The sequence below is a fragment of the Bradyrhizobium vignae genome, assembly GCF_900324035.1.
Classification (GTDB): Bacteria; Pseudomonadota; Alphaproteobacteria; order Rhizobiales; family Xanthobacteraceae; genus Bradyrhizobium; species Bradyrhizobium vignae.
Map to the genome: position 1 here is coordinate 3851932 of NZ_LS398110.1, position 16783 is coordinate 3868714.

Genomic DNA, 16783 nt, shown 5'->3' on the forward strand with positions numbered 1-16783 from the left:
CTTTGCGAAACGATGGAGTTTCGGAGTAGGTTCGTCAGTCACATCATCCGTTATCTGTAGCTCGCCTGCGACCATCGGGTGCAGCGCGTAGAGTCGTAGTGGCCGGCGCGTCTGATTTCGAGCGGCAAGCGGAAACGTTGCGGTGGTTTGGATCGCAACGCTTGATCAGGAGTGGACATCTCGGGAGTACTGAGAGGCCGATCAAGGACCTGACCGCAACCACTGCGAAAAAGCCCGGATGGTCCGTGCGCGCGGATGGCTTGGCTTACTGACCACATGGAAGCTGTAGCCAGGCAAGCTCAACTTGAAGGCCTTCACGAGCGTCCCAGCTGCGAGGTCGTGTGCCACGAGCACGTCACTGAAAATCCCGACTCCCTGTCCGGCGATCACCGCCTCGATGGCGTGCAGTTCCTCCCGGAAGCTCAAATGCTGCATGTCCTTGAATTGGGGCACTTCTCGCCACCTGCGCTGAGCCGCGGCGAGCCATCTCTGCCACGTGGGCGGCTCGCGATCGGCGGGCGACCAATAGGAGTGGATCAGAACGTGGTTAGCAAGATCGATCGGTCTCTTCAGGCGCTCCGTTGCAAGCAAGCTGGGACTGCAAACCGGCCAGAACGTATCGCTGAAGAGGTCATCGACGATTCCGTCTGTCGGCCGTGCCCGGCTGGTCGCATAGCGAATGGCGACATCGCCATCTCCGGCCTGCAGATCGAGCACTGAATCCGTGCCGATGACTTCCAGCGGCACGTCGGGATGCAGCTTCCGCCACAGGGGCAGGCGGGGCACGAGCCAGCGGCTGGCGAAAGCGTTGGTCGTCGTCACCCGGAGAGGCTGCTGGTCTCGTTCCTGCTTGACGGCCGCAATGGCCGCGGCAAACCCCTCGAGGCCGCCGCGAATGGCGGGGAAGAGCCGCGCCCCGGCCTCGGTCAACGAAAGAGGCCGTGGTCTGCGCCGGAACAGAGCCCGACCGCAATACTGCTCGAGCAACCCGATCTGGTGGCTGATCGCCGTCGGCGTCACACCGAGTTCTGCCGCCGCCTTCTTGAAGCTCAGATGCCGTGCGGCAGCTTCAAAGGCGCGGAGCTCGATCAGCGGCGGCAGCTTGTGCATGCCACCAGTCTAGGTGAAATCAATTCATCGTCACCTGAATTCTTCGGATTTGCGCCGAGACAGCCCACGATTGAGGATACGGCGGTCAAGCTGAGGAGACCGTGTCATGTCACCCATCGCATCCGTCGCCAGCGCTGCCGCCGATCTCAACGCCTCCTTCGGAGGACAGCTCCTCGAGCCAGGGGACGAGGGCTACGAGGAGGCGCGAAAGGTCCACAACGGGCTGGTCGACAAGCGCCCAGCATTGATTGCCAGGTGCCGCAGCGTCGCCGATGTCGTGGATGCCGTGGCACTTTCAACCAAGCTTGGTCTTCAAGTCGCGGTTCGCGGGGGCGGTCATAATGTGGCAGGGCGCGCAACCATCGACGGCGGGATCATGATCGACCTCTCGCCCATGAAGGGCATCCGGGTCGACGCCGTCGGCAAGACCGTATGGGCGCAGGGCGGGGTCACCTGGGGCGAGCTCAATCGCGAAACGCAACTCCGCGGCCTTGCGGTCACCGGCGGCGTGGTCTCGACCACCGGCATCGCCGGCTTGACCCTCGGCGGAGGACTGGGCTGGTTGATGGGCAAGTACGGCCTGGCACTGGACAATCTGCGCGCCGTCGAGCTCGTCACCGCCGACGGCAAGGTTTTGCGGGCCAGCAAGCAAGAGGAGCCCGATCTGTTCTGGGCCGTCCGCGGCGGCGGCGGAAACTTCGGGATCGCCACCAGTCTCGAATATGATCTCCATAGGGTCGGGCCGATCATCACGGGCGGTCCGATCATCCACCCCATCGCGCGCTCCCGTGACGTGCTGGAATTCTTCCGGGCCAGTACGCGCTCGCTCACGGACGAGCATATGCTGTTCGCATCCCTGACCCATGCGCCCGACGGATCGGGCACGGAGGTTGCCGCCCTGGTCACCAGCCATTGCGGTTCGGTGGCGGATGCCGAAGCAGCGATGCGACCGCTGAAGCAGTTCGGGGCACCAATCCTGGATGCAGTCGGGCCGATGCCCTATTGCGAGCTCAACCGCATGCTCGACGCCAATTATCCGAAAGGCGCTTTCAACTATTGGAAATCAAACTTCCTCAGCGAGCTGAGCGACGATGCGATTTCGACCATGATCGAATGTTTCGCGCGCTGCCCGACTCCCATGGGGCAGTTCCTGCTCGAACACATCCACGGCGCGGCGGTTCGCATCGCTGCGGGGGATACCGCATTTCCGCATCGGCAGGAGGGCTACAACTTCCTGATCCTCGCGCAGTGGACGCAGCCCGGCGAGACAAGCCGCTGCATCTCCTGGGCGCGCGAGACCTACGAAAGCATGCGGCCCTTCTTTGCCTCCGGCCGCTATGTCAATTATCTCGATGATGACGAGACGGGCGATCCTGTCGCTGCCGCCTATGGACCGAACTACCGGCGTCTGCAGCGGATCAAGGCGAAGTACGATCCGACGAACTTCTTCCGCATGAACCAGAACATCCGGCCGCTGGCCTGATTGGCGGCTGAGGATCTCGTCGTTCTCATCCCGTTCAGGATGTCCGTACAAGGCGCTACGCTCCGGCCCCGGTCTTGACGTTGGCCGGGCCGCGCTGATCCAGGGAAGGACTCCAGAAATGGCCATCGTGTGCCGACCCGCTCGCATGGACGACTTGGTGAGAGCCGACGAGATCGTGGTCGCCAGCATCAATGAACTGACTGAGCGGCGGGGCTTTGGAAAGATGGCATCCTCTCGTCCGCCGAGTTTTCAGGCCTTCTCGCTCGCCGATGATGCGGAAGGTTTATGGGTCGCCGATGACGACGGACAAATTGTCGGCTTCGCGTGGAGTTGGGTTTGCGGCGGGCTTTGGTTTCTGGCGCAGCTGTTCGTGGCCCCTGATCGCCAGGGCGCCGGCATTGGCGATCAACTCATCGGTCGGACGTTCGCGCACGCAGAGATGCGCGGAGCATCCATCAAGGCGCTAATCACCTTCACGTTCAATAACGTGTCTCAAGGCCTCTACATCCGGCACGGACTGTTCCCGCGCTTTCCGATCTACATGGTCAGTGTGCCTCGTGACCGCCTGGCGCAGCGGTTGGCCGAGCCGCGGCTCCGTCTTGAATCTCTCGCCGCCAAGACGACCGGGTTCGATGAGCTGGCGTCCATTGACGCCAGTGCTCTCGGCATTTCCAGAGAGAAGCATCATCGATATCTCCTGAACGACAGCACGACGAGCGGGTTCACCATTCACGCCGGTCGTGAATGCGTGGGGTATGTCTATATCTCGGATGGACACATTGGCCCGCTTGCAGTCCGCCGGCCAGATCTCGTCGGCCCCGCATTTGCGGCTGCGCTGTCGTTCGCAGCGCGGAGCGATGTGTCAACCATTTCGGCCTTCGTGCCGGGCGCGAGCGAGCCGGCTCTCAAGGCGGCGATTGACAACGGGATGCGTTTGACCTTCCCGATGCTGCTGATGTCCAATCGACAGTTCGGAGATTGGGGCAGCTACCTCCCGCGCAATCCCGGTTTCATGTAGCTCAATCCAGGTGCATTGAACACGCTCCATGGGCGCCGAGTGGGCGCAGGATGATGACGATCCGTGGACGCTCGACAGCCGCCCGGCGACGCCGACCGTCCAATACGAGCACACCGTGATCGCCACGCGAAACGGACCTTTGATCGTCACGCCGGCCGGTAAGGCCACCGAGGTCGGCCTGCTCATGCCAGACGATCGACGATCTCAAGGAGCCGATCGCAGGACGCCTCGATCCTCTTGAGCGGAGACGTTGCGACCCCGAGCAACAGTCCCGGGCGCGCTGATCCCTTCGACGCATACCAGAGAGATAGCGGCGTGGGCGCCAGCCCAAGCGGTGCGGCTTCCCTGGCGATGGCCAGATCGGGCGCTCCCTCCGGCAACCGCAGGACCGCCGCCAATCCGGCAATCGCAACATTTGCAGTGCGCGGGCGGAGGTATTTCAGCAATGCATCGCCTTGCGCTGCGTAGACCCGCTTCGTGCGCCGAAGATGCCGGAGATAATGGCCATCACTGATGAAATCGGCCATCGCGAGCTGCACCGCGGGTCCAGGCGCCGGCGCGAGGCACGCCGCAACTTCGGCAAATCGCGACGCCAGGGCGGCCGGTGCAACGACAAAGCCCAGACGGAGGGCAGGCGTCACGGTCTTGCTGAAAGAGCCGATGTGAATGACGCGGCCGGCGCGGTCGAGCGATGCCAGCGCCGGCGTCGCCCGGCCCCTGAGCTGCAGCTCGCTCAGATAGTCATCCTCGATCACCCACGCCTTGCTTTGCGCAGCCCAGTCGAGCAGGCGGAGCGCCGCGCGAGCGACAATGTCGATCCGAACGGCGCCTGCTGTCCTGGTGTCACGAGGACCAGCGCCGCATCGGGAGCATGCTTCAGGCCGTAATCGACGTCGATACCGTCGGCGTCAACCGGGATCGGCGCGATCGATAATCGCGCAAGCCCGAGACCGCGCCGGGTGAAGGGAAAGCCCGGCTCCTCCAACCAGGCCTTCTTCTGCTCGAGCCCGAGGACGCGGAGCGCCAGGCCGAGCCCGCCGCTGAAACCGCCGGTAATGATGATCTGGGAGGGCGCGCATTCGATGCCGCGCGCCAACGCAAGATTGGCCGCGATCTCGCGCCGCAACGCCAGTTCGCCGCGTGGGTCAGGGTAGATCGCCGGCGCGCTCACCTCGGCGCGCACCGCCTGCGCGCGCATCCGCGCCAGCAGCGTCGCAGGAAGGGCCTCCTGCGCAGGCACGCCCATCTGGAAGATCGCCGGCCCGGCCGTGAGCTCCTGATACATCTCCATGAACGAGCCGGGGGCCGGGGCCTTGTCCCGCCGCACCGGCAAGGACGGCCGGTCCGCGACATGCGTTCCAGTGGCGCGGGCCGCGACGATCAGTTGGGCGGATGAGAGCTTTTCGTACGCGACGCGTACGGTGCCGCGCGCGACGCCGAGCTGGGCGGCCAGATCCTGCCAGGAGGGCAGGCGCGCGCCCGCGGCGAGCACGCCGCTCTCGATGGCGGTCCTGATCCCCCTGTGGATCTGCTCGGCCAGCGGCGTCTTCGCAGATCGATCGAGCTTCAGACGCAGTGGCTTGGTCATGCCTGCATGGTACACGATTTTTGTGCGTTCTTGGTGCTTTTTTATGGACCATGGCAGGGGCACCTAAAGGGGGCAACGGGGAGCGTTCATCCCTTCCGATCATCAAGGAGCAAGCAGATGAGTGAACGTCTCAACTACAACCACATCGCACCATCAGGCGCGAAGGCACTGGGCGGCGTCTACGGCTACGTCATGCAGAGTGGCCTTCCCGCGACGCTGGTCGCCCTGGTCTATCTCCGCGTGTCGCAGATCAACAACTGCGCCTATTGCCTCGACATGCACACGCGCGACTTGCTGAAGAGCGGCGTGAAGATCGAAAAGCTCGCGCTGGTCCAGGCATGGGCCGAGGCCGGCAATCTCTTCGACGCGCGCGAGCGCGCCGCCCTTGCGTGGGCCGAGACGGTTACCCGTGTCGCCGAGACCAACGTTCCGGATGTAGCCTATCAAGCCGCCCGCAAGGTCTTCAGCGAGCGCGAGCTGGTCGATCTCACGATCGCGATCAGCCTGATGAATGCGTACAATCGCATGTCGATCAGCTTCCGAAAGTCGCCACAGGCTGCGCTCGAGCATGCAGCCTGACCGCGAAGGGCATCAGCCGAAACAGAAAGCAGGAGCCTGAAGATGACGAGCGTGATTTCCGGCGTCAAGATTCCCGACAGCCAATTGGCGCGCGAGGCCGCCGAGCTGGTGCGCAGTTACGAGGACGAGATGTTGTTCAACCATTCGGTTCGCGTCTACGTGTTCGGCGCGATCAAGGGACTGCGTCAGAAGCTGAAGTTCGATTCCGAGCTGCTCTATGTCGCGGCGGTGTTTCACGATCTCGGCCTGGTCGATCACTACCACACCGAGACCAAGCGGTTTGAGGTCGACGGTGCCGACGCCGCGCGCGACTTTCTGCGGGCGCGCGGCATTGCCGAGCCGCAGGCCGACCTGGTGTGGGAAGCAATCGCGCTGCACACCACGCCCGGCATTCCGCAATATATGAAACCGGAGATCGCGCTCACAAACGCAGGCGTCCTGGTGGATGTCGTGGGCGTTGGATTTGACGAGTACACGCCGGAGCAGCGCGACGAGGTAATATCCGCGTTTCCGCGCGGCGATTTCAAGAACGAGTTCTTGAAGGTGCAGACCTGCTCGGCGCTGAAGAAGCCGCAGACGACGTTCGGCACCGTCAATTTCGATTACATCGAGGATCACGATCCGAGCTTCCGCAAACCGAACGCATGCACGCGCATCCGCAACACGCCCTGGCAAAGCTGAGGAGACGCAGCCGCTACGCCACAGGATGCCTGGCTGCAGCCGAACTGTTCCGATCATCCGGTGTCAGCGGCCGTGCGCTCGCGGCGAGAGGGCGTTGGTTTCTTCTTTGAGAAGTACGGGTTCACGACGCAACTCGCTGAGCGCCCAACGGCGAGATATCGGCACTGCGCAAGTGAGCCGTAGCGGCAGTCGAAATAGCCGACGGGGCCGTAGATCTGCATGCAGACCGGATAGCTCGGATCATAGGTCTGCGCGTGCGCAGACCCGCTTGCCGGGAGCATGCCGGTGAGGGCGAGCATCAGTACGGCGCGTCGCATCTCAGCGCGGCAGGAAATAGCCCGGCGTCTGCGCGCGCGGGCGATTTTGATACGCGTATGGGTCGTCGCTTTGTCCGACGAAATACGGATTGGCGATGCAGGTCAGCGCGCGACCGGACGCGCTCGCCTGACACTGCGGGTAGGTGTCGAACCTGCAATTGCTCAGTCCCGGCCATTCATCACCAGTGAGGCAGAACGGATGGTTCTTGCCGAATGCGCGTGCGGGCGTGCTTGCAATTGATGCGAGTGCAAATGTGATCAATGCGAGCGAAAGTGTGGCGACAATGGGGTGAGGAACTCGACTGCGCATTTCGATTCTCCAATCACGCGAACGTGCGCGCGACGTCGTTACGCACGCATGCGGTGTATGTCGTGTAGTCGACATTGGAACTCGTGAAAACCCTGGTTTCAAAGGGTTTCCGTGCACGTGACGGTAAACATTCGTTAATGAGCAAGGTCCTTTCGATCGAACTGTTGCGTAGCGGTTACAGCAATTCCGTCGATCGCTGTTATGACGACGGTCACGGCCCGGGGGCCTTTGAAGAAACTGGAACGGGAATCAAATGAAGAAGAGTTTGTTGCTTGCTGCTGTCAGCCTCGTCGCGCTCAGCGCGGCCGCGCCGGCACTGGCTGCTGACCTCGCGGCGCGGCCGTACACCAAAGCTCCGCCGGCGGCGATCGCTGCTGTTTACGACTGGAGCGGCTTCTACATCGGCATCAACGGTGGTGGCGGTTCGTCGCACGTGACCTGGGACTTCGTGGGCGTCGGTCGTGAAGGTTCGCACGATGCGACCGGCGGCACGGTTGGTGGCCAGATCGGCTATCGCTGGCAGTCGGGCCAGTGGGTGTTCGGCGTGGAAGGCCAGGGCAACTGGGCCGACTTCTCCGGCGATAATCTCAGCGCGCTGTTCGCCACCCGCAACCGCACGAAGATGGATGCGTTCGGCCTCATCACCGGCCAGGTCGGTTATGCCTGGAACAACGTCCTCATCTATGTGAAGGGCGGTGCGGCCGTGGTCAGCGACAAGTACGAGATCTTTAACCTCGGCGGCGGATTGCTCGCGTCGACCAGCAACACCCGCTGGGGCGGCACGGTCGGTGCCGGTCTCGAGTACGGCTTTGCGCCGAACTGGTCGGTTGGCGTCGAGTACAACCACATCTTCCTGTCCGACAAGGACGTCACCTTCGCCGGTTTCGCCGGCACCGAGCGCATCCGTCAGGACGTCGACATGGGCCTCGTCCGCCTGAACTACAAGTTCGGCGGCCCGATGGTGGCTCGCTACTAAGACAGAACGCTCCACGCGAGCGGCTGACGAAAGCCCCGGCTTCGGCCGGGGCTTTTTGTTATTTGCATTCAACGAGTTAACCATCCAGCCTGGGGACGTCCCGGATCACTTGACTCCTTAGAACAAACTGAGAACAATGTTCTTCATACGTTCCAACAAGGGAGCAGGCCATGTTCAGGGTTTTCGTCGAAGAAGCCGCCGCACTGGCGTCCATCACGCTGTTCGTCGGGATGATCGCGATCTGGGCGCAGGTGATTCCGCAGCTCTGATTCGCTGAGCTTCCGGCATGTTGGGGAAAAGCCGGATGACGGGGCGAAGCGGTCGCTCCTGCGTGGACTCTCGCGGCGCGACACCCCACCATTGTGAAGCGAGTCGGCCGGACGGGTGGATGATGCCCTAGGGCGCCGGCGACCGCTCTATCCCATCTGCAAGAGGCCGTCACGCGACCATGCCGAGCGCCGGATTTGTTCACCTTCACGTTCACTCGGCCTATTCGCTGCTCAAGGGCTCGATCAAGATCGCCAAACTTGCCGAGCTTGCGAAGAAAGACCATCAGCCCGCGCTGGCGCTGACCGATACCGACAATCTGTTCGGTGCGCTGGAGTTCTCCGACAAGATGGCGGGCTCCGGCATTCAGCCGATCGTCGGCTGCGAGCTGGCGATCGATTTCGGCGATCAGGATCCCAATGCGCGCAATGCGATCGGGCCGTCGCGCGTGGTGTTGCTGGCGGCGCAGGAGCGCGGCTATCGCAGCCTGATGCGGCTGAACTCGCGCGCGTTCCTGGAATCACCGGACAGCCATGCTCCGTTCATCAAATTCGACTGGCTCGAGGGCGAAACCGAGGGGCTGATCGCACTGACGGGCGGACCGGACGGGCCGATCTCGTTGGCGCTCGCCGGTGGTCTTGGCGAGCTCGCCGCGGCGCGCTGCGAGCGTCTGGCCGGCCTGTTCGGCGACCGCCTCTACATCGAGTTGCAGCGCCACAACACCGAAAAGGAGCGGCGCGTCGAAGGCGGCTTGATCGACATCGCCTACGCCAAGGGGCTGCCGCTGGTTGCGACCAACGAGCCGTATTTCGCGGCGACCGACGATTACGAAGCGCATGATGCGCTGCTGTGCATCGCCGGCGGGCGGCTGATCGCCGAGACCGAGCGCGAGCAGCTCACGCCGGATCACCGCTTCAAGACGCGCGCCGAGATGGCGGTGCTGTTCGCCGACATTCCGGAGGCACTCAGCTCGACGGTGGAGATCGCCGAGCGCTGCTCGTTCCGCCCCCTGACGCGCAAGCCGATATTGCCGTTCTTCACGGTCGGCGCCGCGTCGAGCTCGGATGCGGCCGCGGTGGAGGCGGCCGAATTGAAGCGCCAGGCGGAGGAGGGGCTCGCCAAGCGCCTGCGGGTCCACGGCCTGTCGCAGGGCACGACGGAAGAGACCTATGCCAAGCGGCTCGCCTTCGAGCTCGACGTCATCACCCGCATGAAATACGCGGGCTACTTCCTGATCGTGTCCGACTTCATCAAATGGGCGAAGTCGCAGGGCATTCCGGTCGGGCCGGGCCGCGGCTCCGGCGCCGGTTCGCTGGTCGCCTGGGCGCTGACCATCACCGACCTCGATCCGATCAAGTTCGGCCTGCTGTTCGAGCGCTTCCTCAATCCCGAGCGCGTCTCGATGCCGGACTTCGACATCGACTTCTGCCAGGACCGCCGCGGCGAGGTGATCAAATACGTCCAGGAGCGCTACGGCCGCGACCAGGTCGCGCAGATCATCACCTTCGGTACGCTGCAGGCGCGCGGCGTGCTGCGCGACGTCGGCCGCGTGCTGCAGATGCCCTACGGCCAGGTCGACAAGCTGACCAAGCTGGTGCCGCAGAATCCGGCCGCGCCGGTGACGCTGGCTGCGGCGATCGAGAGCGAGCCGAAGCTCCAGGCGTTCCGCGACGAAGACCCGATTGTGGCGCGCGCCTTCGACATCGCCCAGCGCCTGGAAGGCCTGACGCGCCACGCCTCGACGCATGCCGCCGGCATCGTGATTGGCGATCGCCCCTTGAGCGAGCTCGTGCCGCTCTACCGCGATCCCAAATCCGATATGCCGGTGACCCAGTTCAACATGAAATGGGTCGAGCCGGCGGGCCTGGTGAAGTTCGACTTCCTCGGCCTCAAGACGCTGACCGTGCTCGACGTCGCCTGCAAGCTGCTCAAGCCGCGCGGCATCCACGTCGATCTCGCCACGCTGCCGATCGACGATGCCGAGAGCTACCAGATGCTGGCGCGCGGCGACGTGGTCGGCGTGTTCCAGGTTGAAAGTCAGGGCATGCGGCGGGCGCTGATCGACATGCGCCCCGACCGTTTCGAGGACATCATCGCGCTGGTCGCGCTGTATCGCCCGGGTCCGATGGCGAACATCCCGACCTATTGCGCGCGCAAGCACGGCGACGAGGAGCCGGAATATCTGCACCCCCTGCTGGAGCCCATCCTGAAGGAGACCTTCGGCGTCATCATCTACCAGGAACAGGTGATGCAGATCGCGCAGGTGATGTCGGGCTATTCGCTCGGCGACGCCGATCTGCTTCGCCGTGCCATGGGCAAGAAGATCCGCGCCGAGATGGACAAGCAGCGCGACATCTTCGTCGCGGGCGCGGTGAAGAACGGCGTGCCGAAGGGGCAGGCCGAGACCATCTTCGAGCTGTTGGCGAAGTTCGCCGACTACGGCTTCAACAAGAGCCACGCGGCGGCTTACGCGCTGGTGTCCTATCACACCGCCTATATGAAGGCGCATTATCCGGTGGAGTTCATCGCAGCGTCGATGACGCTCGATCTCAACAACACCGACAAGCTCTCCGAATTCCGCTCCGAGGCGCAGCGCCTCGGCATCAAGGTCGAGCCGCCGAACATCAACCGCTCGGGCGCGACCTTCGAGGTCGGCGAGAACACGATCTACTACGCGCTCGCCGCGCTCAAGGGCGTCGGCATTCAGGCGATCGATCAGATCATCGCGGAGCGCACCAGAGGCGGCCTGTTCACCTCGCTCGCCGATTTCGCCGCGCGGGTCTCGCCGCGCGCGATCAACAAGCGCATCATCGAAAGTCTCGCCGCCGCCGGCGCCTTCGACGCGCTGGAGCCGAACCGGGCGCGCGTCTTCGCCGGTGCGGATGCGATCCTCGCCGCGTGCCAGCGGGCGCATGAAGCTGCGACCATCGGCCAGAACGACATGTTCGGCATGTCGGCGGACGCGCCGACCATCATGCTGCCGCAGGTCGAGCCGTGGTTGCCGGCCGAAAAACTCCGCCGCGAATACGACGCCGTCGGCTTCTTCCTGTCGGGACACCCGCTCGACGATTATGCCACCGTGCTGAAGCGGCTGCGGGTGCAGAGCTGGGCCGAGTTCTCGCGAGCGGTGAAGACGGGGGCCACCGCCGGCAAGGTCGCCGCCACCGTGGTCTCGCGCATGGAGCGGCGCACCAAGACCGGCAACAAGATGGGCATCATGGGCCTGTCCGATCCGACCGGCCATTTCGAGGCCGTGCTGTTCTCGGAAGGGCTCGCGCAATATCGCGACGTGCTGGAGCCGGGCGCGGCCGTGCTGCTGCAGCTCGGTGCCGAGCTTCAGGGCGAGGACGTCCGCGCCCGCGTGCTGCATGCCGAGCCGCTCGACGCCGCCGCCGCCAAGACGCAGAAGGGTCTGCGCATCTTCCTGCGCGACACCAAGCCGCTGGACTCCATCGCCAAGCGTCTCGCCGGCCCCGACATGGCCGCTTCGAACGGCGCCGCGCCGAAGGTCGGCAGTCCCGGCATCGCACCGCGCTCGAATGGCGACGGCGAGGTCTCGCTGGTGATGATGCTCGACCTCGAGACCGAGGTGGAGATGAAGCTGCCCGGCCGCTTCAAGGTTTCGCCGCAGATCGCCGGCGCGATCAAGGCGGTGGCGGGCGTGGTGGACGTGCAGCAGCTCTGACGTTGTCAGCTCCGCCGCAAACCAACGCTTAACTATCAAGCCCCCGTGTGGTATCGAAGCCTGTCCGGCGCAGCTATGAGTTGTGTGCCGGACAATCGCGTTCGGCGGGTCGTCAGGGAGGACAACAGCCATGTGCGATAAATGCTCCCAAAATCTACAGCAATCGCTCGCTCCTTCGCGGCGCTCCATGATGCTCCTTGCTGCTTCGGCGCTCGGAGCGGCGGCGTTCGGCGGGGCCGCTTTGGCCAAGGAGGCAAAGGCGCCGCCGAAGCCGCAGAACGTGCTGTCGCCCGATGCGGCGCTGAAGCGGCTGATGGAAGGCAATGCGCGCTACGTGTCGGGCGTGTCGCGCCGCCACGACTTCAGCCACGAGCGCGAGGCGTTGGTCGGCGGTCAGAATCCTTACGCAGCGGTTTTGAGCTGCGCCGATTCACGCATCGCGCCCGAATATGCCTTCGATAGTGGACGCGGAGACCTGTTCGTGTGCCGCGTCGCCGGAAATTTTGCCGGCGATGAGACCGTTGCCAGCATGGAGTACGCCGTCGCCGTGCTCGGCACGCCCCTGATCCTGGTGCTCGGCCATGACAGTTGCGGTGCCGTCGATGCGACCATCAAGGCGTTGAAGGACGACAAGCCGCTGCCGGGGCACATCCCCACGCTCGCCGCCGCGATTGCGCCGGCGGTGAAGACCGCGGCCCAGCAAAGCGGGAACGCGCTCGACAACGCCATTCGTCAGAACGTCATCGACAACGTCGCCAAGCTGAGATCGGCTGCTCCGATCCTCAACGCAGCGGCCGAGCAGGGTAAGCTCAAGGTGGTCGGCGGTATCTATCGGCTGAGCACGGGGACCGTCGAGTTGCTTGCCCAGGGCTGAGCCTGGGCCGCCCTTTCGAGCTGACATGAGGCTGACCTGGAGCTGACGCCCGCGGCGGCGCGGCCACGCCAGCGCCTCAATCCGAGCTTTTCGTTCAACCGCCGTTCAGCCGGCTGCGCGCCTCATGCGTGGTGGCACCTCAACAACAAAAGCGGGCAAGCAAGCCATGCGTGGGACACTCAGAGCCTTCATCTGCCTTCTGCTGCCGATCGTGGCTCTTGCCGCCGCCGCGCCGGATCAGGCGCGCGCGCAGCAGCCGGAAAAGCGCATTGCACTCGTGGTCGGCAACGGCGCCTATGCCAAGTCGCCACTGGCGACGACGGCCAATGATGCCGGCCTGATCGCGCAGACGCTGCAGGCGGCCGGCTTCGATGTGGTCGGCGCGCGCGATCTCGACGGCGACACGCTGCGCAAGAGCATGCGCGATTTCATTCAGAAGGCCCAGGCTTCGGGACCGGGCACCGTCGCGATGATCTATCTCGCCGGCTACGGCGTGCAGCTGGCCGGCGAGAACTATTTCATCCCGGTCGATTCCAACATCACCCGCGACACCGACATACCGACCGAGGCCATGCGCATCAGTGACTATGCGCGCCAGCTCGCGTCCATTCCGCTCAAGGCCAATATCGTGGTGCTCGACGCGGCCCGCGCGCAGCCCTTTATCGAAGGCGGTCAGCCGATCGCGAGCGGTCTGGCGCTGGTCGAGCCCGAGGCGAACATGCTGATCGCCTTCAACGCCGCGCCCGGCACGGTGGCGCCGGAGGAGAAGGGGCCGTACGGAATCTATGCACAGTCGCTCGCCGAGATGATCCGCACCGGCGGCCTGCCGCTGCCCGAGGTGTTCGACCGCGTTCGCCTGCGCGTCAACGAGGCCTCCAAGGGCGCGCAGGTGCCCTGGAATGAGCAGAAAATATCGGCGCAATTCTCTTTCTTCGAGCGCGGACCCGATGCGCCGCCGCCGGAGGCTGCGCCCGACCAGGTCGCCGCAATCCGGAGCAAGCCGATCCGCGATCTCGGCGTGCAGGATGCCTATGCCGCCGCGCTCGAGCGCGACACCCTGGCGGCCTATGAGGAGTTTCTCGTGGCCTATCCCGGCGATCCGCTCGCCAAGCGCGTGATGGCGATCGTCGCCGCACGCCGCGAAGCCATCACATGGCGACGGACCTATCGGACCGACACGCCGGAGGCCTATTGGTCGTATATGCGCCGCTATCCGCGCGGCCCGCATGCGGCCGATGCGCGCCGACGCCTGGCGATCCTCACCGCGCCGGCCGAGCCGCCGCCGACCTTTGCGATGATCGACTACGACGTGCCGCCACCGCCTCCGGAGGAGGTGGTCTATGTCGATCGTCCGGTGCTGTATTTCAGCGATCCCGTGTTCGACTTCGTGCCGCCGCCGCCGCCGCCGGTCTATTTCTGTCCGCCGCCGCCGCCCGATTTCGTCGTGCTGCCGCCGCCGCTGCCCGTGGTCGGCCTGTTCGTGCTGCCGCAGCCGGTGTTCGTGCCGATCCCGGCGTTCTATAGTCCGCCGGTCTATGTCGCGCCGCCGCCGAACAACATCATCTTCAATAACATCCACAACACCACGGTCATCAACACCGTGATCAACCAGCCGCCCGCGCCGCCTGCGGGCGCCGCGGCCGGGCCGACGAGCCTGGCACCGGCCGTCGCCGGCCGTGCCACGCCGGCAGGTCCCGCTGTCCCGCAGGCCGTCGTGCAGCGCGCCGCCTTGATCCAGCAGGGAAAGGCGCCACTGCCGCCGAGCGCAACGATCCAGCCGACCGCGAGGCCCGTGACACCTCCCGGGACACCGGCGAATGTCGCGCCCACTGCGGCGCCATCGCCCGCGCCACAGACCAAGTTGCCTCAGGCCAACACGCTGCCGGTTCCCGGCGCGCGTGGTGGTCCGCCAGCACCTCCGGCCGGGGCAGGACCTCTGCCCGGCGGCAGGCCCATGCCGCCGACGGCAACCGCACCCGGCACGACGCTGCCGACGCATCCGGGGGCGCCAACGGCCGCGGCGCCCGCCACGACGCTACCGGGGCATCCTGGTGCGCCAACGGCGGCCGCTCCCGCGACCGCTGCGCCCGGCCAGCCGCCGAAGCCGCCAGTGGCACAGACCCCGCCCGGGACCGGTCCTGCCGAGCGCGCCAAGTCCGCGACGCGCGAGCCGGCCGGCTTGCCGCCGGCGACCAACCCGTCCTCGGCCGCCGCCGGTCGGCCGGGCGCGCCGTCGCCTTCGGCCGCGCGCGAGCAGATCAGGTCGCCGAATCAGCCACCGCCTGCTCCGGCGCAGGCCGCCCGGCCTGCTGCACCGCCGCGGCCGCAGGCCGTGGCACGACCAACGCCTCCGCCGCCGGCAGCAGCGCTGCGCGCGGCGCCGCCGCCTCCGCCGCGTGTCGCATCGCCTCCGCCGACGCGGAACGCTCCGCCGGTGGCGGTCGCACGGCCTGCGCCCCCGCCGGTGGCCCGCCCGGCGCCTCCACCAATGGCGCGGCCCGCGCCTCCGCCACCGGCAGCCCGGCCGGCGCCTCCGCCGCCGCCCCGGATGGCTGTGGCACCGCCGCCGCCGCGTCCGGCAGCCCCACCGCCGCGGCCAGCGGCCCCGCCGCCGGCGGCAAAGAAGTGCCCGCCGAACCAGCCGAAATGCTAGGATACGGCGCGCGGTTGACGGACCAGGCGTTCGGCGGGCGAGACCCGCCCCCGAAAGGCCCTTATTTCCTTGCTTCTGGCCGAAATGGCGCTATATAGCGCGCCATCTCACACGGAAACATGGCTCACAAGGCCGTCCGGTGGCAGCCGGGGCGAGAACGCTCCGTTTTGCTCACACGTTTCCGGAGGAACCAACCGGAGAATTAGAACGATGGCGCTACCCGACTTCACCATGCGTCAGCTGCTCGAAGCTGGCGTGCACTTCGGCCACCAGGCCCACCGCTGGAATCCGAAAATGGCTCCGTTCATTTTCGGCACCCGCAACAACATCCACATCGTCGACCTCGCTCAGACCGTGCCGATGCTGCACCAGGCTCTCCAGGCCGTCAGCGACACGGTGGCCAAGGGCGGCCGCATCCTGTTCGTCGGCACCAAGCGCCAGGCGCAGGACGGTGTTGCGGACGCGGCCAAGCGCTGCGCGCAGTATTTCGTCAATTCGCGCTGGCTCGGCGGCACGCTGACCAACTGGAAGACGATCTCGGCCTCGATCAAGCGCCTGCGTCACCTCGACGACGTGCTCTCGAGCGGAGAAGCCAATTCCTACACGAAGAAGGAGCGCCTGACGCTGCAGCGCGAGCGCGACAAGCTCGACCGCTCGCTCGGCGGCATCAAGGACATGGGCGGTCTGCCCGACCTGATCTTCGTGATCGACACCAACAAGGAAGACATCGCGATCCAGGAAGCCCAGCGGCTCAACATCCCGGTCGCCGCGATCGTCGACACCAATTCGGACCCCAAGGGCATCACCTATGTGGTCCCCGGCAATGACGACGCCGGCCGCGCCATTTCGCTGTACTGCGATCTCGTTGCGCGTGCGGCGATCGACGGCATCTCGCGCGCCCAGGGTGATTCGGGCATCGACGTCGGCGCTTCGGCTGAGCCGGTCGCCGAAGAGCTTCCGGCGCCCTCGTCGAGCGGCTTCCAGGGCCTTGCGGGTCCGCGTGGCACCGCCGACGACCTCAAGAAGCTCCCGGGCGTGTCGGGTGCGATCGAGAAGAAGTTCAACGATCTCGGCATCTTCCACTACTGGCAGCTCGCCGAGCTCGACCACGACACCGCGCTCACGATCGGCGAAGAAGTCGGTCTGCCGAGCCGTGCGGATGCCTGGGTGGCCAAGGCCAAGGCGCTGACCGCGGAAGCGGAATAGTCAAAAAGAGCGATGGGTTGGCCGGATAGGATCCGG

12 protein-coding genes and 2 pseudogenes are annotated in these 16783 nt (G+C 65.4%); 10 read left to right on the forward strand and 4 right to left on the reverse strand.

Annotated features, from left to right (window positions below; all coding sequences use genetic code 11):
- Positions 1–201: 201 nt before the first annotated feature.
- Positions 202–1110: a LysR substrate-binding domain-containing protein gene (locus BRAD3257_RS18760; RefSeq protein WP_122403035.1), complete on the reverse strand. Its 909-nt coding sequence runs from the start codon at positions 1108–1110 to the stop codon at positions 202–204.
- 106 nt (positions 1111–1216) lie between these two features.
- On the opposite strand from BRAD3257_RS18760, the gene BRAD3257_RS18765 reads away from it, so the two are divergent.
- The 3 genes and pseudogenes from BRAD3257_RS18765 to BRAD3257_RS41070 all read left to right on the forward strand — a co-directional run.
- Positions 1217–2593: an FAD-binding oxidoreductase gene (locus BRAD3257_RS18765; protein WP_122403036.1), complete on the forward strand. Its 1377-nt coding sequence runs from the start codon at positions 1217–1219 to the stop codon at positions 2591–2593.
- 118 nt (positions 2594–2711) lie between these two features.
- Positions 2712–3611, forward strand: coding sequence for a GNAT family N-acetyltransferase (locus tag BRAD3257_RS18770; RefSeq protein WP_164937153.1), 900 nt, complete (start codon positions 2712–2714; stop codon positions 3609–3611).
- Positions 3612–3636: 25 nt separating this feature from the next.
- Positions 3637–3771: pseudogene (locus BRAD3257_RS41070) on the forward strand (type I methionyl aminopeptidase); the annotation flags it as partial.
- Between the two features lie 22 nt (positions 3772–3793).
- Here the strand turns inward: BRAD3257_RS41070 and pdxR are convergent.
- Positions 3794–5199: pseudogene (pdxR, locus tag BRAD3257_RS18780) on the reverse strand (MocR-like pyridoxine biosynthesis transcription factor PdxR).
- A gap of 117 nt (positions 5200–5316) precedes the next feature.
- On the opposite strand from pdxR, the gene BRAD3257_RS18785 reads away from it, so the two are divergent.
- Positions 5317–5778 carry a carboxymuconolactone decarboxylase family protein gene (locus BRAD3257_RS18785; RefSeq protein WP_122403037.1) on the forward strand — a complete coding sequence of 154 codons (462 nt, stop codon included), beginning with the start codon at positions 5317–5319 and terminating at the stop codon, positions 5776–5778.
- Between the two features lie 42 nt (positions 5779–5820).
- Complete coding sequence (locus BRAD3257_RS18790) at positions 5821–6459, forward strand: HD domain-containing protein (RefSeq protein WP_122403038.1); 639 nt, start codon at positions 5821–5823, stop codon at positions 6457–6459.
- A 53-nt stretch (positions 6460–6512) separates the two neighbouring features.
- Here the strand turns inward: BRAD3257_RS18790 and BRAD3257_RS18795 are convergent, their stop codons facing one another.
- Together BRAD3257_RS18795 and BRAD3257_RS18800 are read right to left on the reverse strand one after the other, a co-directional pair.
- Complete coding sequence (locus BRAD3257_RS18795; protein WP_122403039.1) at positions 6513–6776, reverse strand: DUF3551 domain-containing protein; 264 nt, start codon at positions 6774–6776, stop codon at positions 6513–6515.
- 1 nt (position 6777) lies between these two features.
- A complete protein-coding gene (locus BRAD3257_RS18800) occupies positions 6778–7086 on the reverse strand; it encodes a DUF3551 domain-containing protein (RefSeq protein ID WP_122403040.1) in 309 nt (102 codons plus the stop codon).
- 253 nt (positions 7087–7339) lie between these two features.
- Here BRAD3257_RS18800 and BRAD3257_RS18805 point away from each other — a divergent pair, with 253 nt between their 5' ends.
- From BRAD3257_RS18805 to BRAD3257_RS18825, 5 genes are all read left to right on the forward strand, one after another.
- The gene (locus BRAD3257_RS18805; RefSeq protein ID WP_122403041.1) at positions 7340–8062 is read left to right on the forward strand and encodes an outer membrane protein; all 723 of its coding nucleotides are present in this window, start codon (positions 7340–7342) and stop codon (positions 8060–8062) included.
- 448 nt (positions 8063–8510) lie between these two features.
- The gene (gene dnaE, locus BRAD3257_RS18810; RefSeq protein ID WP_122403042.1) at positions 8511–12014 is read left to right on the forward strand and encodes a DNA polymerase III subunit alpha; all 3504 of its coding nucleotides are present in this window, start codon (positions 8511–8513) and stop codon (positions 12012–12014) included.
- Positions 12015–12144: 130 nt separating this feature from the next.
- Positions 12145–12888 carry a carbonic anhydrase gene (locus BRAD3257_RS18815; RefSeq protein WP_122403043.1) on the forward strand — a complete coding sequence of 248 codons (744 nt, stop codon included), beginning with the start codon at positions 12145–12147 and terminating at the stop codon, positions 12886–12888.
- 166 nt (positions 12889–13054) lie between these two features.
- Positions 13055–15541, forward strand: coding sequence for a caspase family protein (locus BRAD3257_RS18820; protein WP_122403044.1), 2487 nt, complete (start codon positions 13055–13057; stop codon positions 15539–15541).
- 210 nt (positions 15542–15751) lie between these two features.
- Positions 15752–16747 carry a 30S ribosomal protein S2 gene (locus tag BRAD3257_RS18825; protein WP_122403045.1) on the forward strand — a complete coding sequence of 332 codons (996 nt, stop codon included), beginning with the start codon at positions 15752–15754 and terminating at the stop codon, positions 16745–16747.
- Positions 16748–16783 lie beyond the last annotated feature (36 nt).